This is a genomic window from Candidatus Polarisedimenticolia bacterium (assembly GCA_036001465.1).
Taxonomy (GTDB): domain Bacteria; phylum Acidobacteriota; class Polarisedimenticolia; order Gp22-AA2; family Gp22-AA2; genus Gp22-AA3.
This window is the reverse complement of the sequence record DASYUH010000022.1, coordinates 66,071-81,220: the sequence shown is the minus strand read 5'-3', so window position 1 is coordinate 81,220 and position 15,150 is coordinate 66,071. Positions and strand designations below refer to the sequence as shown.

At 68.4% G+C, this 15,150-nt stretch carries 12 protein-coding genes; 4 read left to right on the top strand and 8 right to left on the bottom strand.

Annotation, left to right across the window (positions count from 1 at the left end; translation table 11 throughout):
- Nucleotides 1-219: 219 nt before the first annotated feature.
- The gene (locus VGV60_04985) at nucleotides 220-1,821 is read right to left on the bottom strand and encodes an NAD(P)/FAD-dependent oxidoreductase (GenBank protein HEV8700609.1); all 1,602 of its coding nucleotides are present in this window, start codon (nucleotides 1,819-1,821) and stop codon (nucleotides 220-222) included.
- A 3-nt stretch (nucleotides 1,822-1,824) separates the two neighbouring features.
- On the bottom strand, nucleotides 1,825-3,420 hold the full coding sequence (locus VGV60_04980; protein HEV8700608.1) for an NAD(P)/FAD-dependent oxidoreductase: 1,596 nt from the start codon (nucleotides 3,418-3,420) through the stop codon (nucleotides 1,825-1,827).
- 305 nt (nucleotides 3,421-3,725) lie between these two features.
- Here VGV60_04980 and VGV60_04975 point away from each other — a divergent pair, with 305 nt between their 5' ends.
- Together VGV60_04975 and VGV60_04970 are read left to right on the top strand one after the other, a co-directional pair.
- Entirely contained in the window at nucleotides 3,726-4,505 is a 780-nt protein-coding gene (locus VGV60_04975) for a hypothetical protein (protein HEV8700607.1), read from the top strand.
- Nucleotides 4,506-4,647: 142 nt separating this feature from the next.
- The gene (locus VGV60_04970; protein HEV8700606.1) at nucleotides 4,648-5,844 is read left to right on the top strand and encodes an aminomethyltransferase family protein; all 1,197 of its coding nucleotides are present in this window, start codon (nucleotides 4,648-4,650) and stop codon (nucleotides 5,842-5,844) included.
- Here VGV60_04970 and VGV60_04965 read toward each other — a convergent pair.
- On the bottom strand, nucleotides 5,841-7,904 hold the full coding sequence (locus VGV60_04965) for an ATP-binding protein (GenBank protein ID HEV8700605.1): 2,064 nt from the start codon (nucleotides 7,902-7,904) through the stop codon (nucleotides 5,841-5,843). The genes VGV60_04970 and VGV60_04965 overlap by 4 nt on opposite strands.
- A 149-nt stretch (nucleotides 7,905-8,053) precedes the next feature.
- Here VGV60_04965 and VGV60_04960 point away from each other — a divergent pair, with 149 nt between their 5' ends.
- A complete protein-coding gene (locus tag VGV60_04960) occupies nucleotides 8,054-9,535 on the top strand; it encodes an aminobutyraldehyde dehydrogenase (protein ID HEV8700604.1) in 1,482 nt (493 codons plus the stop codon).
- Between the two features lie 66 nt (nucleotides 9,536-9,601).
- Here VGV60_04960 and VGV60_04955 read toward each other — a convergent pair whose 3' ends face one another.
- Genes VGV60_04955 through VGV60_04945 form a run of 3 tightly spaced genes read right to left on the bottom strand, consistent with a single transcriptional unit; the run spans nucleotide 9,602 to nucleotide 13,087 of the window.
- Complete coding sequence (locus VGV60_04955; GenBank protein HEV8700603.1) at nucleotides 9,602-10,381, bottom strand: urate hydroxylase PuuD; 780 nt, start codon at nucleotides 10,379-10,381, stop codon at nucleotides 9,602-9,604.
- A gap of 53 nt (nucleotides 10,382-10,434) precedes the next feature.
- Nucleotides 10,435-12,198, bottom strand: a complete 1,764-nt coding sequence (locus VGV60_04950; protein ID HEV8700602.1) for a radical SAM protein — start codon at nucleotides 12,196-12,198, stop codon at nucleotides 10,435-10,437.
- Nucleotides 12,199-12,220: 22 nt separating this feature from the next.
- On the bottom strand, nucleotides 12,221-13,087 hold the full coding sequence (locus tag VGV60_04945; GenBank protein ID HEV8700601.1) for a carboxypeptidase regulatory-like domain-containing protein: 867 nt from the start codon (nucleotides 13,085-13,087) through the stop codon (nucleotides 12,221-12,223).
- 109 nt (nucleotides 13,088-13,196) lie between these two features.
- Here VGV60_04945 and VGV60_04940 point away from each other — a divergent pair, with 109 nt between their 5' ends.
- Complete coding sequence (locus VGV60_04940) at nucleotides 13,197-13,826, top strand: MBL fold metallo-hydrolase (GenBank protein HEV8700600.1); 630 nt, start codon at nucleotides 13,197-13,199, stop codon at nucleotides 13,824-13,826.
- Between the two features lie 87 nt (nucleotides 13,827-13,913).
- On the opposite strand, the gene hemQ is transcribed toward VGV60_04940, so the two are convergent.
- Together hemQ and VGV60_04930 are read right to left on the bottom strand one after the other, a co-directional pair.
- A complete protein-coding gene (gene hemQ / locus VGV60_04935; protein HEV8700599.1) occupies nucleotides 13,914-14,744 on the bottom strand; it encodes a hydrogen peroxide-dependent heme synthase in 831 nt (276 codons plus the stop codon).
- A 48-nt stretch (nucleotides 14,745-14,792) separates the two neighbouring features.
- Nucleotides 14,793-15,092: a hypothetical protein gene (locus tag VGV60_04930; GenBank protein ID HEV8700598.1), complete on the bottom strand. Its 300-nt coding sequence runs from the start codon at nucleotides 15,090-15,092 to the stop codon at nucleotides 14,793-14,795.
- Nucleotides 15,093-15,150: the final 58 nt, after the last annotated feature.

Here is a 15,150-nt window from a genome sequence, read left to right as displayed (position 1 = left end):
ATGATCCAATAAAGGTCGCGAAACTGCCAGCCGGACGACGACCAATCCAGGTGATGGGTTGCTCACGTGAGTCTCGTGAATGCCCCTTGCCGTTGAATATACGCCCCGGTGGGCGAGGGGGACAAGCGTCCTCGGCCCAGAAAGGGCGGGGTATGAACCGCGGCGTTGTTCAGGCGGTCGCCAGCGGGTCGATGGCACCCGCAGGCGGGGGCGAGACCCTTACCTTAATTCCTTGAGGATCTCGCGCGCCGCATTCGCGCCCGAGCCACCGGTGAGCCCGGTTCCCGGGTGCGTGCCGGACCCACAGAGATAGAGGGACTGGATGGGCGTCCGGTAGCGGGCCCAGTCGAGCAGCGGACGCATGGTGAAGATCTGATCCAGCGCCAGCTCGCCGTGGAAGATGTGGCCGCTGGTGAGGGAGTAGTTCGACTCGAGACCCTTGGGCGTGATCACCTGGCCCTGGAGGATGAGGCTCTTCAAGTTGGGTGCGTACTGGGAGAGGGTGTTCACGACCGTGTCGCCGAGGGCTTCGGCGCGCGAGTCCCAGTCGCCGGTCTTCAGCTTGAAGGGGGCGAACTGCATGTAGATCGACATGACGTGCTTGCCGGCCGGGGCGAGGGTCGGGTCGGCAATCGACGGGATGGCGACGTCGAGGTACGGGTTCTTCGAGAAGTCGCCGTACTTGGAGTCGTCGAAGGCGCGCTCGAGGTAGTCGATTTCCGGGCCGATGTGGATCCGGCCGGAGAGGGCGGTGTTGCCGGCGGGACTGCCCGCGGGCGGGCGCTTCAGCGAGGTGAACTCCGGCAGGCCGGACAGCGCGAGGTTCACCTTGGCGACGGTGCCGTAGCAGCGGTAGTTGCGCAGCCGGACGACGAACTCGGGGCCGAGGTGGACCGGGTCGACGAGGCCGAGGAGCGTGCGGCGCGGGTCGGCGTTGGAGATGACGGCGCCGGCGTCGATCGTCTCGCCGGAGGCGAGGACGACGCCCGTGGCGCGGCCGTCCCTGACGGTGATCTGGCGGACCTCGGCGCCGGTCTTGATCTCGGCGCCGGCCTGCTTGGCGGCGGCGGCCATCGCCTGGGTGACGGCCCCCATGCCCCCCTTCGGGAAGAGCGTCGGGCCGGCGGGGTTGCCGTCGCCGGCGGCGCGCATCAGGAGCATGACGGATGTCCCGGCCGACCAGGGGCCGAGGAAGGCGCCGAAGACGCCGCGCGCGGCGACGACGGCGCGCAGGAGCTCGGTCTCGAAGAACTCGGCCACCAGGTCGGCGACCGCCATCGGGCCCCAGCGCAGGACGTGGTACATCTCCTTTTTTCCGAGACCCCGCAGGCCCTTGCCGACCTTGAGCAGGCTCCAGAGGTCCCCCTTCGAGGGATGGTCGAGCGAAGGCGGGGGCATCTCGAGCACCTTGGCCATCACCTTGCCGATGCGGCCGAGCGTCCCCTGGAACTCGGCGTACTTCGCGGCATCCTTCGCCGAAAAGGTCGCGATCGACTTCGCCGAGCGCTCGGCGTCGTCGTACAGGAAGAGAGCGCGGCCGTCGGGATGGGGGGCGAAGACGCGCACCTCGGGACGGATGATCTGCAGTCCGTGGCGCTCGAGGGCCATGTCGCGCGCCACGTCGGGGCGCAGCGGCCCGAGCGTGTGGGCCAGCGTCGGCACCTTGAATCCCGGATGGAACTCGTCGGTGATGGCGGCGCCGCCGACGACCGGGCGCCTCTCGAGGACGAGCGGCTTCTTGCCCGCGCGGGCGAGATAGAAGGCGGTCACCAGCCCGTTGTGCCCGCCACCGATGATGACGACGTCGCGCTTCGCGGCCATGGGCTAGGGCGTCCCTCCCCAGTCCTTCAGGATTTCCATGGCGGCGATCCGCCCGTTCGCCCCCATGATGCCGCCGCCCGGGTGGGTCGCCGAGCCGCACATGTAGAGGTTCTTGATCGGCGTCCGGTACTTCGCCCAGCCGGGGATGGGGCGCAGGAAGAAGAGCTGCTCGAGCGACAGCTCCCCCTGGAAGATGTTCCCCTCGGTCAGGCCGAACTCGCGGTCGAGGTCCAGGGGCGTCACGACCTGGCGGCCGACGATGATCTTCTTGATGTTCGGGGCGTACTGCGCGATGGTGTCGACGACCGTGTCGCCGAACTGCTCGCGCTTTCCCTCCCACGCCTCGGGCCCCTCCTTCAGCTTGAACGGGGCGTACTGCACGAAGCAGGAGAGGATGTGCTTTCCCGGCGGCGCCACCGACGGATCGGTCAGGGACGGGATGACCATGTCGATGTACGGGCGGCTGGAATAGGCGCCGTACTTCGCTTCGTCATACGCCCGCTCCATGTACTCGACGCTCGGCGAGATCGAGATGGCCCCTCTGAGATGGGCCCCGGGACCCGGGATGCAGGTGAAATCGGGCAGGCCGTCGAGCGCCAGGTTGACCTTGCCGCTCGAGCCGCGGAACTTGTAGCGCTTCACCTCGTCGATGAAATCGGACGGCAGATCCTTGGCGTCGATCATCTTCAGGAACGTGCGGTTCGGATCGACGCTCGAGGACACGACGTCGGCCAGGATCTCGTCGCCGTTCTGCAGGACGACCCCCATCGCCTTGCCGTGCTTGACCAGGATCTTCTCGATGGGGGCCTTCGTGCGGATCTCCACCCCCGCCTCGCGCGCCGCCATGGCGATGGCGTTCGAGATGGCCCCGGTGCCGCCCCGCGCGAAGCCCCAGGAGCGGAACGCCCCGTCGATCTCCCCCATGTAGTGGTGCAGAAGGACGTAGGCGGTGCCGGGCGAGCGCACCCCGAGGAACGTGCCGATGATCCCCGAGGCCGACATCGTCGCCTTGAGGACGTCGGTCTCGAACCACTGGTCCAGGAAATCGATGGCGCTCATCGTCATGAGCTGGATCTGGTTGTACTTGTCCTCGCTGGACAGCCCCTGGAAGCGGCGGCCGAGGAACAGAAGCTTCATCAGGTCGCGCGGGTTGAGCGTCGTCGGGTCGGGCGGCGTCATGCTCAGGATCGGCTTGACGAAGCGGCACATCGCCACCATCGCCTTGCCGAACTCTTCGTAGGCGTCGGCGTCGGCGCGCGAGTGGCGCCTGATCTCGCGCATCGTCTTGGCGTGGTCGTTGACGCGCCACAGGTAGTCGCCGCTCGGCATCGGCGTCATCGTGCCGTCGAGCGGCAGGATCTCCAGGCCGTGGCGCGGCAGGTCGAGCTCGCGGATGATCTCCGGGCGCAGCAGCGAGACGACGTAGGAGCAGACCGAGAACTTGAATCCGGGGAAGATCTCCTCGGTCACCGCGGCGCCGCCCAGGACGTGGCGGCGCTCGAGGACCAGGACCTTCTTGCCGGCGCGCGCCAGGTAGGCGGCGTTCACCAGCCCGTTGTGCCCGCCCCCGACGATGATCGCGTCGTACTTGGTCGCCATCGCACCCCTTCTCAGCCCGTGAACCGGAGCCGCGTCATGTGAAATGAGGCGCTCATTCTACGAGCCGCGCGCTCTTGGCGCAAGAGTGAAAAACACGGGCGCCGGCCCCATTTCACGGGCCGCAACACCCCGCCCGGGAGCCTGTCCCGGACCCCCCGTCGCCCTTCGCGAGCCTCCCGTCCTCTCAGGCCGGGAAGGGGATCCACCGGCGTGCATCCGCGGGTATCCACTGGTATTGCAGGAGGGAGAGGATCGCGGTATATAGAATCCAACCAAGACTTCCGCCACGAACCAGGAGGTGCACCATGCGCAAACTCCTCCCGTTGGTCGTGCTGCTGTCAGCGTTGCTGGTGTCGAGCGTCGCGCTGGCTCAGAGAAAGCCTCCCCCCAGCCCGGGAGGCGGCAATCCTTTTCTGGGTGAGACGTACGAGTTCTTCGTCGGCCTGCTCTCGCTCTTCCCGAACTTCGATCCGGTCATCATGGCCGCCGACAATGGCGACCGGCTGGAGATCCGGGGCGATGGAGCCTTCACGATCTGGCCGAAGGTGGCCCATGGCGGCGGGACCTTCGTGCACAAAGACGCCACGGGCAACGAGGTGCGTCGAGGGAGATGGCTCGCGGTCGAATTCCTGTCCTTTGTCTCCTACGGCTTCGGAGGACAAGTCGGACTCCGCATCGATCTGATCCCCGATGGCCAGCCCGACGCCATCCCCGGGAAGATGCAGATCGATTGCCCTCTGGGAGATGCGCCGCCGAGCGCGGTCTTCGAGGCGCGCGTCGTGTTCCAGGATTCCGGCCTCAACTTCAACCAGCGCGTCCAGGGCGGGACGTTCCTCTACAGGATCCACGTCGATCCCCCGTTGTGTCAGGGAGGGCTCCAGGGGACGTGCGCCCACAACCTCTGCCGCGTCGGGGGGCCGCTCGATCCTGCGTGCGAGCCCGAATTCGACGCCACCTGCGTCGCCAGCATTTGCGCGGTCGATCCAATCTGCTGCGGCGAATACTGGGACCAGGGTTGCATCGACGCGGTCGAATCCGTCTGCGGCATGTGCTGCTGCACCAAGGGGATCGTCCCGTGTGACTGAGGTCCGGCGCCGCGGCGGGCGCCGGCCGCCCCCCCGTGTTCGCGTTTCCCAGCGCGCAACGGCCGTTGCAGCGGGCGCCGCCCCTGCGCTATGATGCGCCCCTCCCGCGGCAGGTCGGACGGCGGAACACGGAGGTAGCGGCGTGCCCATCGGAACGGCAGTTCATGACAGGACCTTCCGGCTCTGCGAGAGCCTCAACTATCGCGAATGGTCGGGCTACTACGCGGTCAGCGTGTATGAGATGCACCACGAGCACGAGTACAACGCCATCCGCAACGCCTGCGCCCTCATCGACATCTCGCCGCTGTTCAAGTACCTGATCTCGGGGCGCGATTCTGCGAAGCTGCTGAACCGGGTGATCACGCGCGACGTGGCCAAGATGACGCCCGGGCAGGTCATCTACACGCCGTGGTGCGACGAGCAGGGGAAGGTCATCGACGATGGCACCGTGTCGCGCCTCGAGGAGACCACCTTCCGCATGACGGCGGCCGATCCGAGCCTGCGGTGGCTGAAGATCAATGCGCTCGGAATGGACGTGACGATCGAGGACATCTCGGAGAAGACGGCGGCCCTGGCGCTGCAGGGCCCGACGTCCGGCGCGCTCCTCAAGAGGGTGGCGCAGGCGGACGTCGCGAACCTCAAGTACTTCCGGGTGACCCGCGGCACGATCGCCGGCGTTTCTGTGGACATCTCGCGCACCGGCTACACGGGGGACCTGGGCTACGAGATCTGGATGCCGTGGAGCGAGGCGGTCAAGGTATGGGACGCGCTGATGGAACACGGACGGCCGTTCGACATCCACGCCGCGGGGATGCTGGCGCTGGACGTCTCCCGAATCGAGGCGGGGCTCATCCTGATCGAGGTCGACTACAACAGCAGCAAGAAGGCGCTCATCCCGGAGCAGAAATACTCACCCTACGAGATCGGCCTGGGGCGGCTGGTGCACCTGGACAAGCCGCACTTCATCGGCCGCGCGGCGCTGGCCGACGAAAATCGGCGCGGCCCGAAGCGCCGGCTCGTCGGGCTCGAGGTCGATTGGACCGAGGTGGAGAAGCGGTTCGAGTCTGCCGGGCTGACGCCCCAGGTGCCGAGCACCGCCTCGCGCACGGCGGTCCCCCTGTTCAGCAACGGGTCCCAGGTCGGAAAGGTGACCTCCTCGACCTGGTCGCCGCTTCTCAAGAAGATGGTCGCCCTGGCGAGCGTCGGATCGGAACACGCCGCGGCCGGCACGCGGCTGGAGATGGAGCTGACCGTCGAGGCGACCCGTCACAAGGCGGGCGTGAAGGTCGTGGACCTGCCGTTCTTCAGCCCGCCGAGGAAGACCAAGACACCGGTCTAGCGGGACGCTGCCGGCCTGTGCGTGGCGGCGCCCCCGGGAGCCGGCCCGGCGCCCATTGCCCGGCCGATTGCCCGCTCGATCTCCGCGACGGTGCAGGGCTTCGGCACCATCTGGCCTCCCGTTTCGCGCACGAAGCGGAGGATGTCCTCGTCCTGCGCGTCCCCCGATGTGAAGATCATGCGGGACGCCAGGGCCGGCTCCTTGAGCGCCGCCGCCCGGTGGACGTCGCGCCCCGATCCCCGGGGCAGTCGCATGTCCGAGATGATCAGGTCGAGCTCGGCGCGCGCGATCTTTTGCAGCGCCTCCGGCACGTCCGCGGCGGTGTCCACCCGGTGCCCGCGCGCCGTCAGGAGCTCGAGCAGGAACCCGGAGACCGCCGGCTCGTCGTCGACGATCAGGATGCGCAGCGTGGCCTGGCCCGCACCGCGCATCTCGGACGCCACGGTCTCGGCGGCCGGGGCCGCGACGATGGGGAAGTCGAGGACGAAGGTCGTCCCCTTGCCGGGCTCGCTCTCGACGCGAATCCCGCCGCCGTGCCCCTGGACGATGCCGTAGCAGATCGACAGCCCCAGCCCGGTCCCCTTGCCGTCCTTCTTGGTCGTGAAGAACGGCTCGAAGATGTGCGGCATGGCCTCGATCGGGATTCCGGGCCCGGAGTCGGTCAGGCGCAGCTCGATGCGGCCGCCGACCGCGCGCGTCGTGAACCGAATCGTCCCGCCACGCCCCTGCTCGGCCATCGCGTGCTCGGCGTTGTTGAGCAGGTTGATGAGGACCTGCTGGATCTGGTGGAAATCGAGCATGGTCATGGGCAGGCCGGGCTGCAGGTCGGCCTCGACCTGGATCTGGTTCACCTTGAACGGGTAGGCCTTGAGCTCGATGGTCTTCTCGACGATCCCGTTCAGGCCGAGGTATCTCTTCTCGGGCGGGTGCTTGCGGCCGAACGTCAGGAGGTTCTTGACGATCTTGGCCATCCGTTCCGCCTCGGAATAGACGGTCTCGATCCGCCGCTTCACCTCGGAGGGCAGCTCGCGCGCCATGAGGAGCTGCAGGTACCCCATGATGCTGGCAAGAGGGTTGTTGATCTCGTGGGCCACGCCGGCGACCAGCTCGCCGAGCGCGGTCAGCTTCTCGGCCTGGATGAGCTGCTGCATGGCCCCGTCGAGCCGCTGGTTGGCCTGGCGCAGCGCCTCGTCCTGGGTCCGGACGCGGTGGACCATCCCCGAAGCGAAATAGTTGAGCGTCCCGACCGCCCCTCCGGCGAGGAGGGCCAGGAGCGCTCCCATGGTCCAGAACGCCGCGCGGCCGGATCCGAGACGGTCGCTCACGATGTCCAGGCGTGGCGTGAGGCGCACCTCCCACGCGGCCCCCCCCAGGCTGAAGGCGGAGATGACCGTGGGCCTCTCGGAGGGGGGCGGGATCTCGGGCAGGGGCCCGGGCAGCAGGTGGACGCCCGAGCCGAGGACGATCTCCTCGTAGCGCTCGAGGACGGCGGGGAGGATCAGGGCCGAGATGAAGCTGGAGCTCCTGATGGTCCCCACGACCTCGCCTTCGAAACGTCCGTTCCTGAAGACCGGCACCGCGAGCAGGAAGCCGCGCGGACCGTCGAAGAGCTTCATGGGAGACGAGAAGACGGGCACCTTCGACTCCCTGGCCCGCTGGGCCGCTTCGTGTGCCGGCGGGAAGGTCCGGCTGTCCACGCCGACGAGCCCCGCGTTGTGCTCCGGCGGGGCGACGGCGCGGACCTTGAGCGCCGCGTCCAGGCGGCTGATCCGCAGAAGGAGCGGCACCTGGCGGAGCGTGGCCGAGCTGTAGCTCTGGAACTCGGCGTCGGTCACGGTCTCGCTGTTCTCGAGGAAGCTGGCCATCTGCCCCAGGGCGATCGTGCACTTCTCGAGCGCGCCCCGCAGGCGGGTGGAGAACTGGTGGGCGACCAGACGGGTCTCGTGCTCCAGGTCCTCGCGCCGGGCCGCGTCCTCCGCGGAGGCGAGCCAGGCTACTCCGCACAGGCAGAGAACCGCCGCGGCCAAGCCGGCGAACAGGGCCCTGGACCAACGCGCCACGCGCAAGCCTCCGGTCAACGCTCGGCGGAAATATATTTCCCCCAACATGATGCGGCAAGCCGGTTACCATTCGGTAATCGGGCCCGGATTCTGGTAAAGTTATCCCCATCGCCAACGGTTCTCATAGTGAAATGAAGGAGGCCCGCGCCATGACCGATCTCAAGATGATCATCGACGGCAAGGAAGTGGAGTCCGTTTCGCGGCAGCGGACGGACGTGATCAACCCGGCCAGCGAAAAGCCTGCCGGCAGCGTGCCGAAGGGGACGGCCGAGGACGTCGAAAAGGCGGTCAAGGCGGCGCGCCAGGCCTACAGGAAATGGTCGCGCCTCACCCCCGCGGAGCGCAGCGGCCTGCTGCTGAAGCTGGCGGACGCGCTCGACAAGGACGTCCAGCGCCTGGGGGAGATGGAGACCAGCCAGACCGGCAAGCCGCTGAAGCTGTCGCTCAACTCCGACCTGCCGTTCGCCAACGACAACATCCGCTTCATGGGGGCCCAGGCGCGCGTCCTGGAAGGGACCTCGGCCGGCGAGTACGCGGCCGGCTACACCAGCATCATCCGCCGCGAGCCGGTCGGCGTCATCGGATCGATCGCCCCCTGGAACTACCCGTACCTGATGGCCGCCTGGAAGATCGGGCCGGCCCTGGCGGCGGGGAACACCGTCGTCCTGAAGCCGGCGTCGAACACGCCGTTCACCGCCATCGAGATCGCCAAGGCGGCCCTGGCGGTCGGCATTCCGGAGGGGGTGTTCAACGTGGTCACCGGTCCGGGGGCCGAAATCGGCGGCGCCCTGTGCCGGCACGACGACGTCAACATGATCTCCCTGACCGGCGACACGGCGACCGGCAAGAAGATCATGGAGCAGGCGGCCTCTTCCGTGAAGCGCCTGCACCTCGAGCTGGGCGGGAAGGCCCCGTTCATCGTGTTCGAGGACGCGAACCTCGACGCGGCGGTGCAGGGGGCGGTGGTCGCCGGCTTCGTCAACACGGGGCAGGACTGCACGGCGGCGACGCGGATCTACGTCCAGAAATCGAAGTACAAGCAGTTCGTCGACGACTTCGTCGGGCACGTCAAGAAGATCCGGGTGGGGGACCCGCTGAAGCCCACGACCGACATCGGGCCGCTGATCTCGAAGGAGCAGCGCGAGCGCGTGGCGGGGTTCGTGGATCGGGCCCGCAAGGCCGGCGTCGAGGTCCTGACGGGAGGCAAGCCGCTCGACGGCCCCGGCTTCTTCTACCAGCCGACCGTGCTGGCCAAGGCGAAGCACGAGGACGAGGTGGTGCAGAAGGAGATCTTCGGCCCCGCGGTCGTCGTCATGTCATTCGACACCGAGGAGGAAATCGTCCAGAAGGCGAACGGGGTCGAGTACGGCCTGGCCTCGTCCATCTGGACCTCGGATGTCACGCGCGCGCTGCGCGTCTCCCGCGAACTGGAATTCGGTGAGGTCTGGATCAACGACCACCTGCCGCTCGCCTCGGAGATGCCGCATGGCGGCGTCAAGAAATCGGGCTTCGGCGCGGACCTGTCGCGCTACGCGTTCGAGGAATACACCAACGTCAAGCACGTGATGGCGGACCTGTCGGGCGAAGCGCGCAAGGGCTGGCACTTCACGGTCTACGGAGACCAGGCGTAGGCCTGGCCGCCTCGGTACGCGGCAGCGGCGTCGCCACGCGTCAGCCGGATTGGCGCGCCCGGGCCCTTAGAATCTCGAGGGGGCCGGGCTCGCCGACTTGCCGTAGAGCCACTTCGTCAGGGCCCAGCCGACCGCCACGAGGATCACCAGGATGACCCAGCTGTTCGGGGCCCCGTAGACGGTCGGGTAGTGGTTGCTCACCATCGTCAGGACGAGCGGCACCGACATGTAGGTGTTGTGCTTCGAGCGCAGGCCGGCCAGCGCGACGGTCGCGGCGTCGGGGGCCGTGCCGGCCTTGATGGCCGCGATGATCTTCTTCTGCGCCGGCCAGATCCGCATCCAGACGTTCATCGCCATGATGGTGCCGAAGAGCGCCCCCACGTGGATGAAGACGGCCCGGGGGGCGAAGACGCACGACATGCCCCAGGCGGCCGCGGCGACGAGCAGGAACGAGACGATCACCCCCGCCTGCTCCTTGCCGGCCATCGCCTTCCAGAGCGCGTCGTAGACGAAGAAGACGACGACGATCAGGAGGAGCGACAGGCCGCTCCCCGCCCCCGCGCTCATGGTCGACTCCGGCGGCAGGAGGTTCGGGACCATGTAGTAGACGAGGCCGGCCAGCAGGAACCCCGAGACCCAGGTCCAGGCGGCGCCCCAGCGGAACCAGTACAGGGCGCGCGGCATCAGCTCGGGGACGACCTTCTTCTTGGAGTCGGCGTCGTAGGTCTTCGCCACCTGGGCGTTGACGAAGTTGAAGAAGTACAGGTGGCCGATCCACGTGATGCCGGCCACAACGTGGATCCAGCGGAAGATCATCTCAAACCACGCGGTCAAGTTCGGATCCATCCGGGACCTCCTTCTTCTGCCGCCCGTCAACGGGCGGGACGCGGAATACTACCCTACTTCGTCCGGCCGCCCACGAGCGCCAGGCCGAAGGCGGCGGTGCAGGCCAGGGCCGCGATCGGCGGCGGCGCGGGCTCGACCTCGCGCTGCGTCCGGGCCGGCAGCCGCGGCAGCTTCAGGCGGGACAGGAGGGACGGCGGCGCGACGTGGCGCGTCTGCAGCCACACGTCCTGCATCTCGACGAACAGGTGGCCGTAGGCCCGGAGCTGGGACCAGACCTCCGGCGCCCGGCGCCGCAGGTGGGCGAGCCGCCCTTCGACGGCGAAGCCCCGGCGGCGCTGCGTGCGGTCCTTGAGGCGCAGGAACCCGGTGATCATCGGATGGGCGTCCTCGATCATCGCCGCCCTGTACCAGAGGAAGTTCTTGAACAGCCCCCAGTAGGTCCGGTGGTTCGCCCGCAGGAGCGTCCGGCGCATCGCCGCCGGCGAGTAGAAATCCCGCCAGGCGCGGCGGTAGGCCTCGAGCCACTCCGCCCCCGTCATGCGCGGGTGCCGCATCACCGGGTGGAACGAGTCGTAGTTGCCCGGGTCGGCGTCGAGCGGCACCTTGCGGCGCACCAGCTCCAGGTGGTCGGCCGAGCCCGGGATCGGAGTCAGCATGAAGAACGACGCCTGGTCGACCTCGAGGGCCTCGCCGAGGTCGCGGACGTCCTGCGCGATGCTCTCCGGGGTGTCCTCGGGGAAGCCGAGGATGTAGCCGACGTGACAGGCGATGCCGGCCCGGTGCCAGGTCGCGATCATGTCGCGGTATTCCGCGGCCTTGTTCTGCGTCTTGCCGGCCGCCTTCAGGTTCGCGGCGCGGATCGACTCCATGCCGAGGAACACCTGGCTGCTGCCGGCGCGCGCCGCCTTGTCGATGAACCGCGGGATCTTCCACGCCAGGGCGTCCACCTGCATCATGAAATCGATGCGGATCCCCTCCTCCTCGCGCAGGCGGATGAGGCCGTCGAAGATCCCCTCCCAGCACGGATTGCGCGAGAAGTTGTCGTCGGTGAAGAAGTAGTAGTCGATGCCGCTCTTCCAGTTGTCGCGCACCGCCCGCTCGATGGCCGCGGGGTCGCGGTGCCGCATCGTCTTCCCCTGCACGTTGATGATCGAGCAGAACGAGCAGTTGAAGGGGCAGCCCCGCCCCACGTCGACCGTGGCCATGTGCGGGTAGGCGAAGCGCCGCATGTAGCGCGACGGGATGCGGGGCAGGGGCGCGTCCTGGAGGCCGGGACGCTCGTGGATGTCGTAGCGCGGCCGCAGCCGCTCCTCGAGCGCGTCCCTCAGGATGGCCCCCCACTCCGCTTCGATCTCGCCGTGCACCAGGGTCACGCCGGCGTCGAGCATCTCCCGCAGCTCGGGGGTCGGATCGGCGAACAGCTCCAGGATGCCGCTGACGTGGAAGCCGCCGATCAGGACCGGCAGGCCGCGCCGCCGGAACGCGATCGCCAGATCGGCGGCCCGCGGCCACTGGTTGGTCTGGACCGCCACGAGGGCGATCAATGTCAGATCGTCGGGTCCTCGCGGACGGTGCCGCCTCGCGACGGCCGTCGCGTCGACCTGGTGCACCGTCTCGTCATACGCGGCGATGCGCACCTCCGTGCCGGCGCCGAGCGCCCCGGCGGACGCGACCTTCTCGGTCAGGGAGTGCAGCGCCGCCAGGGTGTTGCTCGGCAGGACCCCGCGCCAGTGGCGGACGACGTACCCGTCGTCGTCGTACCGCGACGGCTTGATCAAGACGACGGTCAGCCGGCGCGGGGAATCGGAACGGGGCATGGCGCCCTCCATCAGGCAGGTCCTAGCCGCCCGTCCGGGCGGGAAAGATGAACTCGATCGTGCCGGGCTGACCGTCGGCCGTCTTCACCGTCTGCCGCTGGGCTCCGAGCTTCTCGTGCCAGGCCTCGACGACATACTCGCCCGCGGGAAGCCCCTCGAGGGAGAACGAGCCGTCGGGCCCGGTGACCTGGTGGAACGGATGCCCCTCGACCGCGATGAAGCCGCTCATCCAGGCGTGGACGTCGCAGCGGATCGCCACCACCTCCGGCTCGGAGAACCATTTGTTCACGGACTTTCCCTTGCCCGGCATCGAGACGTTGAACGCGCGGTTCTTCTTCGCGACGGCCCGCACGTTGTGCAGCACCGGGTCGCTGCTCTGGAAGGTGATCGCCTGCCCGCTCTGGACGGCGAGCACGTGCGGCACGAACATGCAGCCCGCCTGGTCCATGACCGCGGGGGACGCCGGCGCCGCGAAGACGCGGTCGCCCAGCCCCGAGACGACGTGCACGTAGACGTTCCTGAGACCCCCGCCCGGCGCGACGATGACGTCCTCGGTCAGCGTCAGGGTATTGGGCTTGTGGCAGGCCGCCTCGCCCGTCATGGAGATCGCCTTGCGCGGGGGGGCCTTCCCCTCGAACCGGACGCTCCCGCGTATCACGGCGCCGCCCAGCGACGTGCCGGCCGGAACGGCCCCCGGCGGCGGCGGGGGAGGCCCGGAGTCGCGGGCACAGCCCGCGAAGGCCGCGGCGCATGCCAGGATGGCGACCGCCTGGACGACGCGGCGCCCGCGCCCGCCGGTCGGTCGCCCGGGCGCAAGCCCGCGCGCGACGGGACGCGACGCCGTCGCTGACGCATTCTCCATCTTCTGCACGTAGAACAAGTCGTTCACACTAGTCAACTGATGGGACACTGTCAACAGGCCCGGCACCCGGAGGCGCGTATCCCGGCGGGACGCGCTACGATGGTCCCGCAACCCGGTTTCCCCAGGAGGCCCCGTCATGTCCGAGCCGAAGACCGTCGCCGTCGCGATCACCGAAGTCGTTCCCGGGCTCTTCCACTACCGGATCGACGACGAGCGGATCAAGTCTCAGAGCGACGCCTACGCGGTCGCGCGGGGCGGCCGGGTCGTGTTGATCGACCCGCTGCCGCTCGAGCCCTCGCTGCTCCAGGGCCTGGGCCGCATCGAAGCGATCGTCCTGGGTGCCCCGGGCCACCAGAGGTCGTCGTGGAGCCTCCGTCGGCGGCACGGGGCGACGGTCCACGCGCCGGAGGGGGCCTCGGGTCTGGAGGAGAAGCCGGACGCCAGCTACAAGGAAGGCGACTTCCTGCCCGGCGGCCTGAAGCCGATCCAAGCACCCGGGCCGAAAGGGGCGCATTACGCCTTTCACGTCGAGGCGAAGCCTGGGCTCCTGCTGTGCACCGACTTGTGGCACATGACGCCCAGGGGAGTGGAGTTCCTCCCCGACAAGTACCTGAGCGACCCGGCCCGCGCCCGCGCCACGGCGCGTCGGCTTCTCGGGCTGGACTTCGACATCGTGTGCTTCGGACACGGCGACCCGATCCTGCGCGGCGCCCGGCACGTCCTGGCCGGGATCGTCGAGGCCGACGCCGCCGCGCGAAAGACGTAGAGCGCGGGCCGAGGGCCGCGCCTGTCGGAGAACGCGCCGGCCGGGGGCCGCGCCTGACGATCGTGGCGCCGGCGGGATCGGGGTGGGTCACTCCAGGGAGGGAGTCTCGCCCTCGAGGAAGTCCGGCAGGCGCCTGGCCGCGAACTGCAGCCCGACGTAGAACGGCCCGAACTCGGCGTAGTCGGCGCTCGCCTCGTCGAAGCGCATCTCGTAGATCAGCTTCTTGAAGACCAGGGGATCGTCGGCGAACAGGTCGACCCCCCACTCCCAGTCGTCGAAGCCGATCGAGCCGGAGATGACCTGGGTCACCTGCCCCGAGTAGGCCCGCCCGATGAAGCCGTGCTCGCGCATCATCGCGGCGCGCTTCTCGAACGGGACCGTGTACCAGTTCTTGGTCTCGCCCCGCCGCTTGTTCATGGGATAGAAACAGACGTGCCGCCGGCGCGGGATCTCCGTGTACAGGCGGCCGATCATGCGCTCGCGCTGCTTCTGCATCTCCTCGTCGAAGGCGCGCTCGAACTCTTCGGATCCCGTCTTCAGGCCGCGCAGCTTCAAGTCTTGATGGATCTTGCCGGTCATCTCGTAGAGGCCCAGCTCGACGATCGAGACGTAGGAGGTCGTGGGCTCCAGGTGATCGCTCAGGCCCAGCATCGAGACTTGAAGCCCGATGCGGCTCAGCTCGTCGAAGGTCTTGCGGAAATGCACGAGCATCAGGTCCCCCTTGTGCCCGAGGAGGTTCACCAGGGCGCTGGGGCCGTCCTTCCGGGATTCGAGCGGCGCCAGGAGGGAGGCCGCCTCGTCGGCCAGCTCCCGGCGGCGCTTCGCGGGGAGCGGCTTGACGGTCTCCCAGCGCACCCGGAACATCTGGTGCAGGACGGACCAGCCGTCGAGCGTTTCAGGGACCTGGGGGTTGTGCATCGGCACCTTCCGAAATCAGGTGGCTAGTCTAGCCGTTCCGAGGGGGCGTCACAACCCAGGATGCGCGAGGGGGTGGACATGCAGCTGGACGTCGTGGCCGCACGCCACGGCCTCCCCGACGCACGCTTCCCACTCCCGGGCGAGCCCGAGGAGCGTGGGATTGTCTGCCCCGAACTTCAGATGATACAGTTGCTGCATCACCTCGGCATTGAACGACGCCTTCAGGCCATGTCGCTCGTAGATGTCCAGAAGGGCGCGCATGCTGTCGAACTGGATGCGGCGCATGTTTCCGGAGCCATTGCCGCGCAATTCCCAATCGTCGGTCAGGACGAGCTGCACGGACGCCATGCACGACCTCTCCGGCGCAAGGAGAGCATAGCCGTCGCAGGGGCGTCAAGGCGGGCGC